This is a genomic window from Leucobacter sp. (genome assembly GCF_053528595.1).
Genome location: NZ_JAIVPF010000026.1, coordinates 1 through 14,544 on the forward strand (window position 1 = coordinate 1; position 14,544 = coordinate 14,544).

Sequence of the window (14,544 nt, forward strand, 5' to 3'; positions counted from 1 at the left end):
GTGGGTCGTCCGGCTCCCCGGCGAGGTCGGCATCCCCGAGAGTGCCTTGATTCCACGCGGAAACCAGCCTCTCGACCCGCCGTCGCCTGTTCCCGCAGCGTTCCATTGCGTCCACCACGAGAATCCCGCTCTCCGGAGCGGGATTCTTTTTTGCGTGCGCACGCGGCTCCGCCCGGACGACGACCCGAAACCCCGGCGCCGTCGTGCCGTAACACGCCCTTCCTACACTGAGATCGACAGGCCGATTCGACGAGGGCGGGAGAGGCGATGTCGCTGGAAGAACATGCGGAGCGCACCGCGCTCGTCACCGGGGCCACCGGGGTGATCGGATCGGCCGTCGCCCGTCGCCTCGTCGGCGACGGGATCCGCACCGCCCTGCTCGCCCGCAACGCACGACACCTCGAGCGCCTCGAGCACGCGCTCGGAGCACCGGGCCTGACGACGAGCGTCCGGGCCGACGTCACCGAACCCTTCGACCTCGTCGAGACGCGCAACACCATCCGGGATCGCTTCGGGCGCGATCCCGATCTCCTGGTGGTGGCCGCGGGGATCCTCCGCACCGCGCCGTTCCGCGCCGCCGTGCCGGCCGAGTGGAACGCGATGATCCGCACGAACATGCAGGGAGCGCTGCACACCGTGCAGACCTTCATGGACGGCCTGCTCGCCGCGGGATCTGCGGGCCGATCCGCGGACCTCGTGCTGATCGGGTCGGCCCCCGGCCTCCGGCGTTCCCAGTCCTACGCCGTGTTCTCGTCGCTCGCCGCGGCGATCGAGCAGCTCTCCCAGCACCTGCGCGCCGAACTCGGACCGCAGGGCGTGCGGGTGCACCATGTCGCGCCGCAGTTCATCGAGGCGACGGGTGGGCCCGATCCGCACGACCCCGAGGCCCGCGGCCCCGGCACCGGGATCCGCGTCTGGGACGGCGAATCGGCCGGGCCGGAGCGAACCGCCGCACTCGTGAGCTTCATGGCCGCTCTGCCCCGCCGTGTGAACCTCGCCGAGGTCACGATCCGGACCGCGGGAGGGTGAACGATGCGGCCGCTCAGCACCGGTGCACGGCGATTCCTCGCCTCGCAGTCCTCGGGAGCGGTCGTGCTGCTGCTCGCCACCGGCGCGGCGCTCCTGTGGGCGAATCTCGCGCACAAGAGCTACGAGGCCTTCTGGCACACCGGCATCGGCGTCAACGCGGGAGATGCGCGTGTGGAGATGAGCCTGCAGCACTGGGTGAACGACGGCCTCATGGCACTGTTCTTCTTCCTCGTCAGCCTCGAGGTGAAGAAGGACTTCGCACTCGGCGAGCTGCGCAACTGGCGGCACGCGAGCCTGCCGCTCCTCGCCGCCGTCCTGGGACTGGTCCTGCCGGCTCTGATCTTCGCGCTCATCAACCTCGGCGGGGAGCACATCGGCGCCTGGGGCGTCGTCATCTCGACGGACACCGCGTTCGTCCTCGGCATCCTCGCCGCGTTCGGACCGCGGGTCCCGGCGCAGCTGCGGGTGTTCCTGCTCGCGCTCGCGGTGGTCGATGACATCGGGGCGCTGCTCGTGATCGCGTTCGTGTACACGGAATCGCTCGACCCAGCCTGGGCCGCCGTCGCGCTCGGGATCGGCGCGATCGTGTTCGCGGCGCAGCGCCGCCGGGTCTGGCGCGGCGGCGTCTACATCGCGCTCGGGCTCCTCCTCTGGCTCGCGGTGCTCCAGTCCGGAGTGCACGCGACGATCGCCGGTGTCGTACTCGCGCTGCTGCTGCCCGTCTTCCCCCCGCAACGGGAGAGCGTCAGCCGCACCGAGGAGCTCACCCAGCGCTTCCGGCGCTCTCCGAACGCCGCCAAGGGGAAGGCGGCCGCCGAGGGGATCCTCAGCTCGGTCTCCGTGAACGACCGGTTCCAGCTCAGCCTGGCCCGCACCGTCACCTTCGCCGTCGTCCCCGTGTTCGCGCTCGCGAACGCGGGAGTGCTGATCACCGGCGAGTCCCTGCATCACGCCTTCACCTCCACCCTCACCTGGGGCATCGTCATCAGCCTCATCGCGGGGAAGTTCCTCGGCGTGATGCTCGCCCCGGTCTTCGCCCGTCTGCTGCGACTCGGCGAGCTTCCGGCCGCGCTGCGGACGCGGCACATCGCGTCCGGAGCGCTGCTCACCGGGATCGGGTTCACCATCTCCCTGTTCATCGTCGACCTGGCGATCGAAGATCCCGGTGCGCAGTCGGACGCCAGGATCGGGGTCATCGCCGGCTCGCTCCTCGCGGCCCTGCTGGGATCCGGTGCTCTGCTGCTCACCGCGCGCTACGACGCCGCCCGCGCCCCGGTCCGGGCCGAGCTCTCCCGCCCGATCGATCCGCGACGCGATCACCTGCTCGGTTCGCCGGGCGCCCGGTACTCCCTCGTCGAATACGGAACGTTCGGCGCGCTCGACGATCTCCCGGCCGAGGACGTCGTGACCCAGGTGCGGGACCACTACGAGGGCGGTCTCGTCTTCGTCTTCCGCCATCTCAGGCCGGAGGGCGACGGCACGCCCGAGCAGACGCCGGAGGCGCTGGAGGCGGTCGCCGCGCAGTCGCCGGCGCTCTTCTGGACGATGCGCAGCGAGCTGAATCGCATGAGCGAGCACGACCCGCTCGACGACCGGCAGATCCTGCGGGCAGCGGTCAACGTCGGTGCCAACCTCTCCCGTCTCGAGGCCGACCTCCGCCGCAACGAGTGGCGCGGCCGGGTCTCCGAGGACTACCTCGACGCGGAGACGCTCGGGCTGACGCGTCGCCCCACGTTCTTCGTGAACGGCCTCGTCTACTCCGGACCGCTCGAGGCCTCGGCGCTCATCGCCGAGCTCGAGGCGACCCTCCCCGGACGCGAGCCCTCGCGAGCCGCCCGTTCCGCTCCTGCGGACCGCGCAGAGCCTCAGGGCGCGGAGCCTCGCGGCGCGGAGCCTCGCGGCTCGGAGCAGAGTCCGGTCGAGGAGACGGTCTGATGCTCGCCGGCAGGACCTACGTGCTCACCGGCGGAGCGGCGGGCATCGGACTCGCCACGGCGCACCTCCTGCTGGATCACGGCGCGCGGCTCATCGTGATCGATCGTTCGGAGATCCCCGCGGATCTCGCGGTGCGAGGCCCGACCGTGCTGCGGGTCGATCTGACCGACACCGCCGCCATGGAATCCCTGATCGCGCGAATCGTCGCCGACCAGCCGCGGCTGTCCGGCATCATCGCGAGCGCCGGCCTCACCACGATCGCCGCGTTCGAGGACACCCCGGCGCTCGCCTGGGATCTTCTCATCCGGACGAACCTCATCGCCACCATCAGGCTCGTGCACGGCCTCCTCCCCGCGCTGGAGCTCGAGGCGGATCTCTCCGGTGCCGCCGACGTGATCGTCCTCGGCTCCGTCCCCGACGAATCCGGTTTCCGCGGCGCCACCGTCTTCGGCACCGGCTCCGCTGCGACCCGCGCGTTCGCCTCGCATCTGCGGGCCGAACTCGGCCCCCGGGGCGTTCGAACGGCGCATCTCTCCACGGGATACGCGCGGGCCGGTCTGCGCGACCGGACCGGGGAGACCGGCGCGGACCGCGGCGGACCCGAGGACGGGCACATGCTTCCCGAGGACTACGCGACGGTCATCGCCTGCATCCTGCGGCAGCCCGCGGGCACGGTCGTGGACGAGATCACGCTCGTGGCGACCGCCCAGGGCTGGGCATAGGCGGGGCGACGGCGCGGCGGGGCGGCTGCACGGCGGGGCGGTGGAACCCCGGCGCTCCGCCGGCTACTCGGGAGCCCGGAGCGGGTGCACTGCGAAGGCCACGGCACGCGGCACCCCCGCGGCCTCTCCCTGTCCCCGCAGCATGTCGGGGATCGCGACCTCGGGAGCCGGATGCCACGGCAGGTCCGCGAGATAGGCCTCGTGCGCGGCGAGCGAGGCGATCGCGCGACGCTCGGCGTCGTCGCCGATCTCGACGTAGCCGGTGGGCCGGGAGCCCGTCAGCAGCAGCCAGGTCGCGCCCCACGGCCCGAGGTCCTCGTCCCGCAGCAGTTCCGGGAACACCCATCGGTTGTCGGCGTCGCGCACCGCGTCGACCGCGGCGAGACCGGCCGCGCGGTGATCGGCGTGATCGATGCCCCACGGCACGAGCAGCTCCCCGGAGCCGCTGATCACGACGTCGGGCCGGAAGCGCCGGATCTCGCGGGCGATGGCGCGCCGGAGCTCGAGCCCGTACTCCAGCATGCCGTCCGGGAAGTCGAGGATCGTGAGGTGGCGCACGCCCACGGCCTCGCAGGCGCGCCGCTGCTCCTCGGCGCGCAGCGGACCCGCCTCCTCCGGCGGACGCTGCATGCCCGCCTCGCCCGAGGTGAGCAGCAGATACCCCACCTCGATCCCCCGCGAGGTCCACTCGGCCGCCGCGGCGGAGGTGCCGTACTCGGGGTCGTCGGGATGCGCGACCACCACGAGGACCCGCCGGAACGCGGAGTCGTCGAGCGGTTCGAGGGGCGTGGATCCACCGGGAGCGTTCATGGGCCCCAGCCTACGCCCGCTCCGCGGATCCCGCTCGGGTCGCCCGGCACGAGGGGCGGGCGGGACGGGCGGGCTGCGGTCAGTCGACCGCCGGGGCCGCCGGCGCCTCGTCCTCGGGGAGAGAGGCCAGGTCGATGAGGGGGCAGTCCTGCCACAGCTTCTCGAGCTGGTAGAAGTCGCGCTCCTCCTGGTGGAAGACGTGCACGATCAGGTCGCCGAAGTCGAGCAGCACCCAGCGGCCGCTCTCACGGCCCTCGCGGCGCACCGTGCGCACGCCGGCCGTGTTGAGCGCGTCCTCGACACCGTCGGAGATGGCCTGCACGTTGCGCTCGACGCTGCCGCTCACGATGAGGAACACGTCGGCGAGACCGAACTGCTCGGACACCCGCAGCGCGACCGGCCCGGTCGCGCCCTTCTCGTCAGCCGCGCGCACCGCGATCCCGAGGTCGGTCAGCACATCGCGATTCTGAGTCACTTCAGCTTCCAGTTCCGTTCTTCCAATCATCGGACCGCGGCCCGCATTCGTACGTGTTCACCGCGAGCGCTATCCGAACAGGCCGTTGCTCGCGCCCCACGCACCCAGCGCGATGACCGCGATCAGCAGGCCGCCGCCCGTGAGCGAGAGCACCAGCGGGAGCTTGCTGCGCTCCTTCGCCGGCTTCGCGACCACGGGCATCCCCGAAGCGGCGCGCGCGCTCACCGCGTGACGCGCGGACACCGGCGCGGGGCCCTGCCCCGTGGTCTGGGTCTCGTCGGCCTCGACCCCGGTGATGGGATCCATCTCGATCGAGTCGTGCAGCGCGGCGTGCCCACCGGTCTCGCCCAGCGACTTGGGCAGCTTGAGCGACCCGGTCACGTAGAGCTCGCCGGTGCCGCCGAGCGGGCCGGTCAGGCCGCCGGTGTCCTCGGGCATCGACGGGAGGATCAGTGCGGCACCGCCGGTGCCCCCGGTCGAACCCTCCTGGGCGACTGCACGCGAGATGAGCTCGTCGAAGTCCCCGTCGGCGGGCTTGCCCGCCTGATCCGGGACGACGCGCGCGCTGGGGTCGTCGAACACCGAGCGCCACTCCTCCGGGGGCGCGATGTCCGGGAACGAGTAGCTCGTCTTCTGCTCGGGACTCTCCCCCGGCTGTGCGTTCTCCGCGGCCTCCGGGGTCGCAGGCGCTTCCGGAGCCTCGGGCTCTGCAGCTCTCTCCGCGACGGCATCGCGATCGAAGACCTCCGGGATGACGGCGGTGACCACCGGCTCGACCTCGACGGGGGCTTCGTCGACCGGCTCGACGGCGGCCTCCTCAGGGGCCTCCTCATCGGCCGCGGCCGCGGGATCCGCGGCGTCGGGATCGATGTCCGCCGCGGTCGCCTCGGCGGTCACGGACTCGGGGGCCTCCGGCTCGCCGGCGTCCTTGTTGCGCTGCCAGAAACGGCGCTTGGGCTTCGAGGGCGCCTCGGGGGTCTCGTCGGCGGGCGGCTCCTCATCCGCCGCCCCATCGGCCTCCGCGTCGGTGCTCGGCTGCTCGGCCTCGCGCAGCTCCGCAACGGTGAAGGGCTCGGTCGGGGGCGCGATCAGCGAGTCGAAGTCGGGCTCGTCCGCCGGCGGGGCGACCCCGGCCTCGGGGGCGACGGGCTCCGCAGCGGGCTCGGGCGCCGCCTCCGCGGCGGCCTCCGGCTCCGATTCCACCGCCTCCGGCTCCGGCTCCGCCTCAGCAATGGGCTCGACATCGGGCTCCGATTCCGCCGCCTCGGGAGCCGGTTCGGCCTCGCCCTCGGCCTCGACCGGCGTCTCGCTTGCACGCACGACCTCGACCTGCGTCTCAACCTCAGCCTCAACTTCAGACTGCGTCTCAACTTCAGGCTCAACCTCAGCCTCAGCGGCCTCTTCCGCGGGCGCCTCGGCCGCCGCGGCGGTCTCGACCGTCACGGACGCATCGTCGGCCTCGGTCGTCTCGTCCGCCCGAGGCCCCACGTCCGCAGCATCGGCCTCGGACTCCTCCGCGACCGCCGCGGACTCCGCTTGCGCCGCGCGCTCCGCGAGCGCCTGCTCGCGCAGCTGCCGCATCTCGCGGCGGCTGCGGGGAGTGCCGTCCTCGTTGAAGGGAGAGATCTCGATCTCGGCGTCGGCCTCGGACGGCGCCGCTGCGGGCTCCGGATCGGCCGGCGGCTCCGTTGCCTCCGACGCCTCCGAGATGTCCAGCGCGCCGGTCTCGGCCATCTCCCGCAGCCGGCGCTCGCGCCGGGTCAGCGGTCGTTGTTCGTCCTGCTCACTCATTTACTCTGTCGCTTCCTCGGTGTACAACCCGTGCTTCGCAATGTACTGCACCACACCGTCCGGCACGAGATACCACACCGGATACCCCCGGCCCACCCGCGCGCGGCAGTCCGTCGACGAGATCGCCAGGGCGGGAACCTCTAACAAGCTTACGTGTTCGTCAGATAAACCAGAAAGCGACAGCTCGTGTCCGGGGCGCGTCACGGCGATGAAGTGCGCCAGCTCCCACAGCTGGTCGACGTCCTTCCAGCTCACGATCTGCTCGACCGCGTCGGCCCCCGAGATGAAGAACAGTTCGGCGTCGGGCAGCTGCTCGCGCAGATCGCGGAGCGGGTCGACCGTGTAGGTCGGGCCCTCGCGATCCACGTCGACGCGGCTCACCGTGAAGCGCGGGTTCGACGCCGTCGCGATGACGGTCATGAGGTAGCGGTGCTCGCTGGGAGAGACGTGCTGCTTCTGCCACGGCCGCCCGGTGGGCACGAAGATGACCTCGTCGAGGTCGAAGCTCTGGGCGACCTCGCTCGCCGCGACCAGGTGACCGTGATGGATGGGATCGAAGGTGCCGCCCATCACCCCGATGCGACGCTGTGCTGTCACCGTCCGGTCGTGTCCTAGTGGTGCGCGTCGGCGCCGTGCTCGCGGGCGTAGGCCTCGGCCTTGGCCGCGTGACGGTTGGCGACGTCGCGGAACGCGAAGGTGACGATCGCGAGCGCGGTGAAGGCCACGAAGGTGATCACGCCGAAGACCGGGGCCGGGAAGGGCAGCTCGTTGACGACGTGGTGCCCCTCTTCGGCGGCGACGGCGATCGTGGCGAGAAGTGACATTGAGACCCCTGCATTCGTGACGGATGGAAAGACAGTACCAGTGTAGTGGGTTTGATCAGCGGATCTGGCCAGCGCCGCGCACGAGCCACTTGGTGCTCGTGAGCTCGGGCAGGCCCATGGGGCCGCGGGCGTGCAGCTTCTGCGTGGAGATCCCCACCTCCGCGCCGAAGCCGAACTCCCCTCCGTCGGTGAAGCGCGTGGAGGCGTTCACCATCACCACCGCGGAGTCCACCTCCGCGAGGAAGCGCTCGGCGTTCGCGTAGTCCTGCGTGACGATCGCCTCCGTGTGGCGCGTCGAGTAGCGCTCGATGTGCGCGAGCGCCTCGTCGAGCGACCCGACCACCCGCACGCCCATCTCGAGCGAGTGGTGCTCGGTCGCCCAGGTCTGCTCGTCGGCGGCGAGCACACCCTCCACCGAGGAGCGCGTCGCATCGTCGCCGCTCAGTTCGACGCCCGCGCCGATGAGCTCTCCCGCCAGGCGCGGCAGCATGCGCTCGGCGGCGTCGCGGTGCACGAGCAGGGTTTCGGCCGCGTTGCACACGCTCGGGCGGTGGGTCTTCGCGTTCTTGACGACCGCCACCGCCATCTCCTCGTCGGCGGTGGCGTCGACGTACACGTGCACGATCCCGGACCCCGTCTCGATCACCGGCACCGTGGACTCCTGCACGACCGTGGAGATGAGGCCGGCACTGCCCCGGGGGATGAGCACGTCGATGTAGCCGCGGGCGCGCATGAGGCGCGCGGCCCCCTCGCGTCCGAACTCGTCGATGGTCTGCACCGCGTCGCCGTCGAGCCCGACGCTCGAGATGGCGCGCTGGATCAGCGAGACCAGCACCCGGTTCGAGTGCTCGGCCGCGCTGCCGCCGCGCAGCACGGCGCCGTTGCCGCTCTTCAGCGCCAGCGCCGCGATGTCGACGGTCACATTGGGGCGCGCCTCGTAGATCGCGCCGACCACGCCGAACGGCACGCGCACCTGGCTGATCGCGATGCCGTTGGCGAGCGTCGAACCGCGCACCACCTGCCCCACGGGATCGGGCAGGGCGATGACCTCGCGCACGGCGGCCGCGAGACCCTGCAGGCGGGCCTCGTCGAGGCGCAGACGATCCAGCAGCCCCTCGCCGATGCCGTTCTCGGCGCCGCGGGCGAGGTCCTTCGCGTTCGCCTCGACGACCTCGTCGACGCCGTCCTCGAGCGCCGCCGCGATGGCCTCGAGGGCGGCGTTCTTCTGCGTGGTGGTGACGGTCGCGAGCCGCTTCGACGCAGCGCGGGCGAGCTCGAGCCTGACGAGGAGGGGATCGGTGTGCGACATGGGATCTAGCCTACCGGTGCGGGGTCGAACCGCGTGCCGTGGTCGGCGCCGTCGAGCACCGCGGAGAGCAGCTTGGTCTCCGTCAGCAGCACCGCGGCGCCCGCGTCGGCCGCCAGCCGCGCCGCCTGCACCTTGGTGGCCGCCCCGCCGGTGCCCCAGCCCGACTGCGCCTCCCCGATCTCGATCCCCTCGAGCGGATCGCCGTAGGGCACGTGCGCGATGCGCTCGGCGCCCGCGATCACGGGCGGCGCGGTGTAGAGCGCGTCGACGTCCGAGAGCAGCACGAGGCGATCGGCTCCGATCAGCCGCGCGACGAGCGCTGCGAGCCGGTCGTTGTCGCCGAAGCGGATCTCGTGGGTGGCCACCGTGTCGTTCTCGTTGATGATGGGGAGGATCCCCAGCTGCAGCAGGCGCTCGATGGCGCGCCGCGCGTTGCCGCGGTGGGTGGGGTTCTCGATGTCGTGCGCGGTGAGCAGCACCTGGCCCGCGATGATCTCGTGGCTGCTCAGGGCGCGCTGGTAGCGGTTGACCAGGATGTTCTGGCCCACCGCCGCCGCCGCCTGCTGCGTGGCGAGGTCGTCGGGCCGCTCGTCGAGGCGCAGGAAGGGCACGCCCGTGGCGATGGCGCCGCTCGAGACGAGGATCACCTCGGCGCCGGCCTCCGCGAGACGCGCGAGGCAGGACACGAGGGTCGGGATCTGCCCTGCGTTGTCGCCGCTGACCGACGAGGAGCCGACCTTCACCACGACGCGCCGCGCCGCGAGCAGCTCCGCGCCGATGCTCCCGGCGCTCGAGCCCTCGCTCAAGACTCGTCTCCCCACAGTCCGGCCTCGCGCTCGCGCTCCAGCTCGGCGCGCGCCTCCGCCTTCGCGTCCATGCGCTCGTGGTAGGTGGCGCGGCGATCCTTGTTGGTGCGGCGCTCGTTCTGCTCGACGCGCAGATCGGTGCCGCGGGCGCCCATCTGCACCTCGGCCGCGCTCGTGACCGTCGGCTCCCAGTCGAAGACCACACCCGAGCCCGGCCCGATCACCACGGTCGATCCGGCGGTGGCACCGGCCTTCACCAGCGCGTCCTCGACCCCGAGCTTCTGCAGGCGATCGGCCAGGTAACCCACCGCCTCGTCGTTCGTGAAGTCCGTCTGCTCCACCCAGCGCTCGGGCTTCGCACCGAGGATCCGGTAGATCGTGCCGTAGCTGCCGCCTTCCGGCACCACGCGGAATCCGCCGTCGTCGACGGCCTTGGGCTGCAGCACGATGCGGGGATGGTCCGTCGTCTCGGCGAGCTCGCGCGCCCGCGCCTCCTCCACCAGCTCGGCGAGGGCGAAGCCCAGCTCGCGCAGCCCCTCGTGCGACACCGTGGAGATCTCGAACACGCGGTATCCCCGCGCCTCGAGGTCGGGGCGCACGAAATCCGCCAGCTCGCGCGCCTCGGGCACGTCGATCTTGTTGAGCGCGATGAGCTGCGGCCGCTCGAGCAGGGGCGTCTGCCCCTCCGGCACCGGATAGGCCGCGAGCTCGCCGCGGATCACCTCGAGGTCCGAGAGCGGGTCTCGTCCGGGCTCGAGCGTGGCGCAGTCGAGCACGTGCAGCAGCGCGCTGCAGCGCTCGACGTGGCGCAGGAAGTCGAGTCCGAGGCCTTTGCCCTCGCTGGCGCCCTCGATGAGGCCCGGCACATCGGCCACGGTGAAGCGGTGGTCTGCGACCTGCACGACTCCCAGATTGGGGTGCAGCGTGGTGAAGGGGTAGTCGGCGATCTTCGGCTTCGCCGCGCTCATCGCGGCGATGAGGCTCGACTTGCCGGCCGAGGGATAACCGACGAACGCCACGTCGGCGATCGTCTTCAGCTCGAGGGTGAGCGTGCCGCTCCACCCCTCGGTGCCGAGCAGCGCGAAGCCCGGCGCCTTGCGCTTCGAGCTGGCGAGCGCGTGGTTGCCGAGGCCGCCGAGGCCGCCCTTCGCCGCGAGGAAGCGCGTGCCCGGCTCCGTGAGATCGACGAGGGTCTCCCCCGTCTCGTCCTTCACGACCGTGCCCACCGGCACCGGCAGCACCAGCTCGGGACCGTTCGTGCCCGAGCGGTAGTCGCCGGCGCCGTACCCGCCGTTCTCGGCGCTGCGGTGGGGCCGGCGATGGTACTCGAGCAGGGTGGTGACCTGCGGATCGGCGAGGATCACGATGTCGCCCCCGTGCCCGCCCGCGCCCCCGTCGGGGCCGGCGAGCGGCTTGAACTTCTCGCGCCGGATCGACACGCAGCCGTTGCCGCCGCGTCCCGCCTGCAGGTGCACCTGCACCTGATCCACGAATGTCACCATGCGGTGCGTCTCCTCGAAGTGTTTTTCGTCCGGATACGGCAAAAGGCGAGCCGAAGCCCGCCTCGCCGTTGATGCCGAGTGTTACGCAGCAGCCACGATGTTGACGACCTTGCGGCCGCCCTTCACACCGAACTCGACCGCTCCCGCCGACAGCGCGAACAGCGTGTCGTCGCCGCCGCGGCCCACATTGGCGCCGGGGTGGAAGTGGGTTCCGCGCTGACGCACGATGATCTCGCCTGCGTTGACCTGCTGGCCGCCGAAGCGCTTCACGCCGAGGCGCTGCGCGTTCGAGTCGCGACCGTTGCGGGTGGAGCTGGCGCCCTTCTTATGTGCCATGAGTCTCTACTCCTTCAGTGATCCGAAAAGGGTTACTTGATGCCGGTGACCTTGATGCGGGTCAGGTCCTGACGGTGACCCTGGCGGCTCTTGTAACCGGTCTTGTTCTTGTAGCGCTGGATCACGATCTTCGGGCCGCGGAGATCGTTGAGCACCTCGGCGGTCACCTTCACCTTGGCCAGGGCCGCGGCGTCGGTGGTCACCTTGTCGCCGTCGACGAGCAGCACCGCGGGAAGCTCCAGCTTGCCCTTGGCGTCACCCGCCACACGATTGACGGTGAGGATCGAACCGACCTCGACCTTCTCCTGCCGGCCGCTTGCGCGCACTACTGCGTAAACCACTTGTCACCCTTTTCTTGAGGATCGTCTTTCGTGTCGAAGTGCGGCCCCGCCGCCTTCGAAGTCTGAGGTGTTCACCACCCACGAGGGTGGCACCAACGCTCAATAATATCGTGAATCACCGAGTATGGTCAAATGGGCGTTCCCGCGTGTCACTCGCGCTCCGCCTCGCGACGGCGAGCCGTCTCCTCCAGCGCTTGCGCGAGTGCCAGCTGAGCCCGCTTCGCCACTTCGGCGGTGTCCTCGGAGACGGCCGCGCGGCTCGCCGCGCGCTCCTGCGACTGCTCGGCGCCGCCCCGGATCGGGGCCGTGGAGACCCGTCGGCTGCGCGAACGGCCGTTGCCCGTGGCGGGCGCCTCGGGCAGCGCCTCGAGCACCGAGTCGAGCAGGGAGCCCAGCGCGGCCTGCGGCTGCGGTTCGGCCTGCGGCTCAGCCGCGGTCTCCGTGCGCTCCTCGGCCCGCCGGGAGCGGACCCGTCCGCCGACCGCCGGCGCGCCGGCCGGGGTCTCCGCGCCGGCGTCGGGCTCGGAGGACTTCGCCCCCTGGATCGTCGACGCCGCCACCTGGGCGAGCATGTTCTTCGCACCGTCGGTGATGGAGTGGGTCTGCGCCTTGGAGTCGTGCTGGGGCTGCGCGCCCTTGCCGCGCTTGGCGCCGCGGGAGGAGCCCTCGCTGCGGTGCTTGGTCACGGGCTCGTGGTGCACGATGATCCCGCGCCCGGCGCACACCTCGCAGGGCTCGCTGAACGACTCGAGGAGGCCCAGGCCGAGCTTCTTCCGGGTCATCTGCACGAGGCCGAGCGAGGTCACCTCCGCCACCTGGTGCTTGGTGCGATCGCGGCTGAGGCACTCGATCAGTCTCCGCAGCACAAGATCCCGGTTCGACTCGAGCACCATGTCGATGAAGTCGACCACGATGATGCCGCCGATGTCGCGCAGGCGCAGCTGGCGCACGATCTCCTCGGCGGCCTCCAGGTTGTTCTTGGTGACCGTCTCCTCGAGATTGCCGCCGGACCCGACGAACTTGCCCGTGTTGACGTCGATCACCGTCATCGCCTCGGTGCGGTCGATGACCAGCGAGCCGCCCGAGGGCAGCCACACCTTGCGGTCGAGCGCCTTGGCGATCTGCTCGGTGATGCGGTATTCGTCGAAGATGTCGCGACCGCTGTCGTGACGCTCCACGCGCTGCAGCAGGTCGGGCGCCACCTGCGAGAGGTAGTGCTCGATCGTGTCGTAGGTCTCGTCACCGGCGATCAGCAGCCGGTGGAAGTCCTCGTTGAAGACGTCTCGCACGATCTTGATGAGCATGTCGGGCTCCGAGTGGAGCAGCACGGGGCCGCCGCCCTTCTCGACCCGTTTCTGGATCGACTCCCACTGCCGCGTGAGCCGCTGCACGTCATGGGTGAGCTGATCCTCGCTGGCCCCCTCCGCCGCGGTGCGCACGATGACGCCCGCACCGGTGGGCAGCACCTCCTTGAGGATCTTCTTCAGTCGCGCGCGCTCGGTGTCGGGCAGCTTGCGGGAGATCCCGTTCATGGCTCCCCCCGGCACGTAGACCAGGAAGCGGCCGGGAAGCGAGATCTGGCTCGTGAGCCGGGCGCCCTTGTGCCCGACGGGATCCTTGGTGACCTGCACCAGCACCTGATCGCCGGGCTTCAGCGCGTTCTCGATCTTGCGCGCGGCGTTGCCGCCCTCGAACTCGGACCAGTCGACCTCGCCCGAGTACAGCACGGCGTTGCGCCCGCGCCCGATATCGACGAATGCCGCCTCCATGCTCGGCAGCACGTTCTGCACGCGGCCCAGGTAGACGTTGCCGATGAGCGACGACTCGCTCGACCGCGCCACGTAGTGCTCCACGAGCACCTTGTCCTCGAGCACGCCGATCTGCACGCGATCAGCCGTCGTCCGCACGATCATCTCGCGATCGACCGCCTCGCGGCGGGCCAGGAACTCCGACTCCGTGATCACCATGCGGCGGCGACCGGAATCGCGGCCGTCGCGGCGGCGCTGCTTCTTCGCCTCGAGACGGGTCGAGCCCTTCACCTTCTGGGGCTCCGTGATCACCGGCGCCTGGCGCGGCTGGCGCCGGGGCGCATCGTCGTCCGACGAGCCCTCGCCACCGCCCGAGCGGCGGCGCGTGCGCCGCGATCCCGACTCCCGCTCGCCCGAGTCCTCGTCGCGCGAGAACTGCTGGTCGAGCAGCTCGTCGAGCTGCCGCAGCTCACCGCCGCGGGACTCGCCACGGCGCGGATCGCCGAGACGCTGCTCGCCGAGACGCGGATCGCCCTGCCGCTGCTCGCCCTGGCGGGGATCGCCGAAGCGCCAGTCGCCGCGGCGGGGCCGGGGCTGCACCGGCGGCACATCCGGCGCGAGGAACATCAGGCGCGTGGTCGCGCGGAAGCGCTCCTCCGGGCTCATCTCCGCGAACGGGACGGCTGTCGAGGCCTCGGGTTCCGCGGCAGGCTCCGCGGCAATCGGCTCCTCAGGAGCCGGCTCCGCGGCCTCGGCCGGCGCATCCGCGGCCGTCACGGCGTCCGCCGCGCGGGCCCCGGTCGCGGTCGCGTCCGCCGCAGCGGCCTCGTCGGGCGCTCCCCCGTCCACCTCGGCAGCGTCGGCTGCCCCGGTGGCGTCTTCGTAGTGGTCTTCTGTTGTGCTCTTCACCATTCCT

Annotated in this window: 14 protein-coding genes; 3 read left to right on the forward strand and 11 right to left on the reverse strand. The window is 71.3% G+C overall.

The features are described from left to right. Positions 1-267: 267 nt before the first annotated feature. Genes ACWKZU_RS05670 through ACWKZU_RS05680 form a run of 3 tightly spaced genes read left to right on the forward strand, consistent with a single transcriptional unit; the run spans position 268 to position 3,686 of the window. Positions 268-1,029, forward strand: coding sequence for an SDR family oxidoreductase (locus ACWKZU_RS05670; protein ID WP_449281429.1), 762 nt, complete (start codon positions 268-270; stop codon positions 1,027-1,029). A 3-nt stretch (positions 1,030-1,032) separates the two neighbouring features. Beyond that, complete coding sequence (nhaA, locus tag ACWKZU_RS05675) at positions 1,033-2,964, forward strand: Na+/H+ antiporter NhaA (RefSeq protein ID WP_449281430.1); 1,932 nt, start codon at positions 1,033-1,035, stop codon at positions 2,962-2,964. Next, complete coding sequence (locus ACWKZU_RS05680) at positions 2,964-3,686, forward strand: SDR family oxidoreductase (protein WP_449281431.1); 723 nt, start codon at positions 2,964-2,966, stop codon at positions 3,684-3,686. The genes nhaA and ACWKZU_RS05680 overlap by 1 nt, the downstream gene beginning before the upstream one ends. 63 nt (positions 3,687-3,749) lie before the next feature. Here the strand turns inward: ACWKZU_RS05680 and ACWKZU_RS05685 are convergent, their stop codons facing one another. The 11 genes from ACWKZU_RS05685 to ACWKZU_RS05735 all read right to left on the reverse strand — a co-directional run bounded on the left by ACWKZU_RS05685 (position 3,750) and on the right by ACWKZU_RS05735 (position 14,540). Next, positions 3,750-4,496 carry a PIG-L deacetylase family protein gene (locus tag ACWKZU_RS05685; protein WP_449281432.1) on the reverse strand — a complete coding sequence of 249 codons (747 nt, stop codon included), beginning with the start codon at positions 4,494-4,496 and terminating at the stop codon, positions 3,750-3,752. Between the two features lie 79 nt (positions 4,497-4,575). After that, positions 4,576-4,971, reverse strand: a complete 396-nt coding sequence (rsfS, locus tag ACWKZU_RS05690; RefSeq protein ID WP_449281433.1) for a ribosome silencing factor — start codon at positions 4,969-4,971, stop codon at positions 4,576-4,578. Between the two features lie 69 nt (positions 4,972-5,040). Beyond that, positions 5,041-6,762, reverse strand: coding sequence for a hypothetical protein (locus ACWKZU_RS05695; protein ID WP_449281434.1), 1,722 nt, complete (start codon positions 6,760-6,762; stop codon positions 5,041-5,043). Then, positions 6,763-7,359: a nicotinate-nucleotide adenylyltransferase gene (gene nadD / locus ACWKZU_RS05700; protein ID WP_449281435.1), complete on the reverse strand. Its 597-nt coding sequence runs from the start codon at positions 7,357-7,359 to the stop codon at positions 6,763-6,765. A 14-nt stretch (positions 7,360-7,373) separates the two neighbouring features. Then, positions 7,374-7,586 carry a hypothetical protein gene (locus ACWKZU_RS05705; RefSeq protein WP_449281436.1) on the reverse strand — a complete coding sequence of 71 codons (213 nt, stop codon included), beginning with the start codon at positions 7,584-7,586 and terminating at the stop codon, positions 7,374-7,376. 55 nt (positions 7,587-7,641) lie between these two features. Beyond that, positions 7,642-8,895, reverse strand: coding sequence for a glutamate-5-semialdehyde dehydrogenase (locus ACWKZU_RS05710; protein ID WP_449281437.1), 1,254 nt, complete (start codon positions 8,893-8,895; stop codon positions 7,642-7,644). A 5-nt stretch (positions 8,896-8,900) separates the two neighbouring features. Next, entirely contained in the window at positions 8,901-9,701 is an 801-nt protein-coding gene (proB, locus tag ACWKZU_RS05715) for a glutamate 5-kinase (RefSeq protein ID WP_449281438.1), read from the reverse strand. Then, positions 9,698-11,203, reverse strand: a complete 1,506-nt coding sequence (gene obgE, locus ACWKZU_RS05720) for a GTPase ObgE (RefSeq protein WP_449281439.1) — start codon at positions 11,201-11,203, stop codon at positions 9,698-9,700. The genes proB and obgE overlap by 4 nt, the downstream gene beginning before the upstream one ends. Before the next feature lie 81 nt (positions 11,204-11,284). Beyond that, complete coding sequence (gene rpmA, locus ACWKZU_RS05725; RefSeq protein WP_053383772.1) at positions 11,285-11,539, reverse strand: 50S ribosomal protein L27; 255 nt, start codon at positions 11,537-11,539, stop codon at positions 11,285-11,287. A gap of 32 nt (positions 11,540-11,571) precedes the next feature. Next, on the reverse strand, positions 11,572-11,880 hold the full coding sequence (gene rplU / locus ACWKZU_RS05730) for a 50S ribosomal protein L21 (protein ID WP_053383771.1): 309 nt from the start codon (positions 11,878-11,880) through the stop codon (positions 11,572-11,574). A 149-nt stretch (positions 11,881-12,029) separates the two neighbouring features. After that, entirely contained in the window at positions 12,030-14,540 is a 2,511-nt protein-coding gene (locus ACWKZU_RS05735; protein WP_449281440.1) for an Rne/Rng family ribonuclease, read from the reverse strand. Positions 14,541-14,544: the final 4 nt, after the last annotated feature.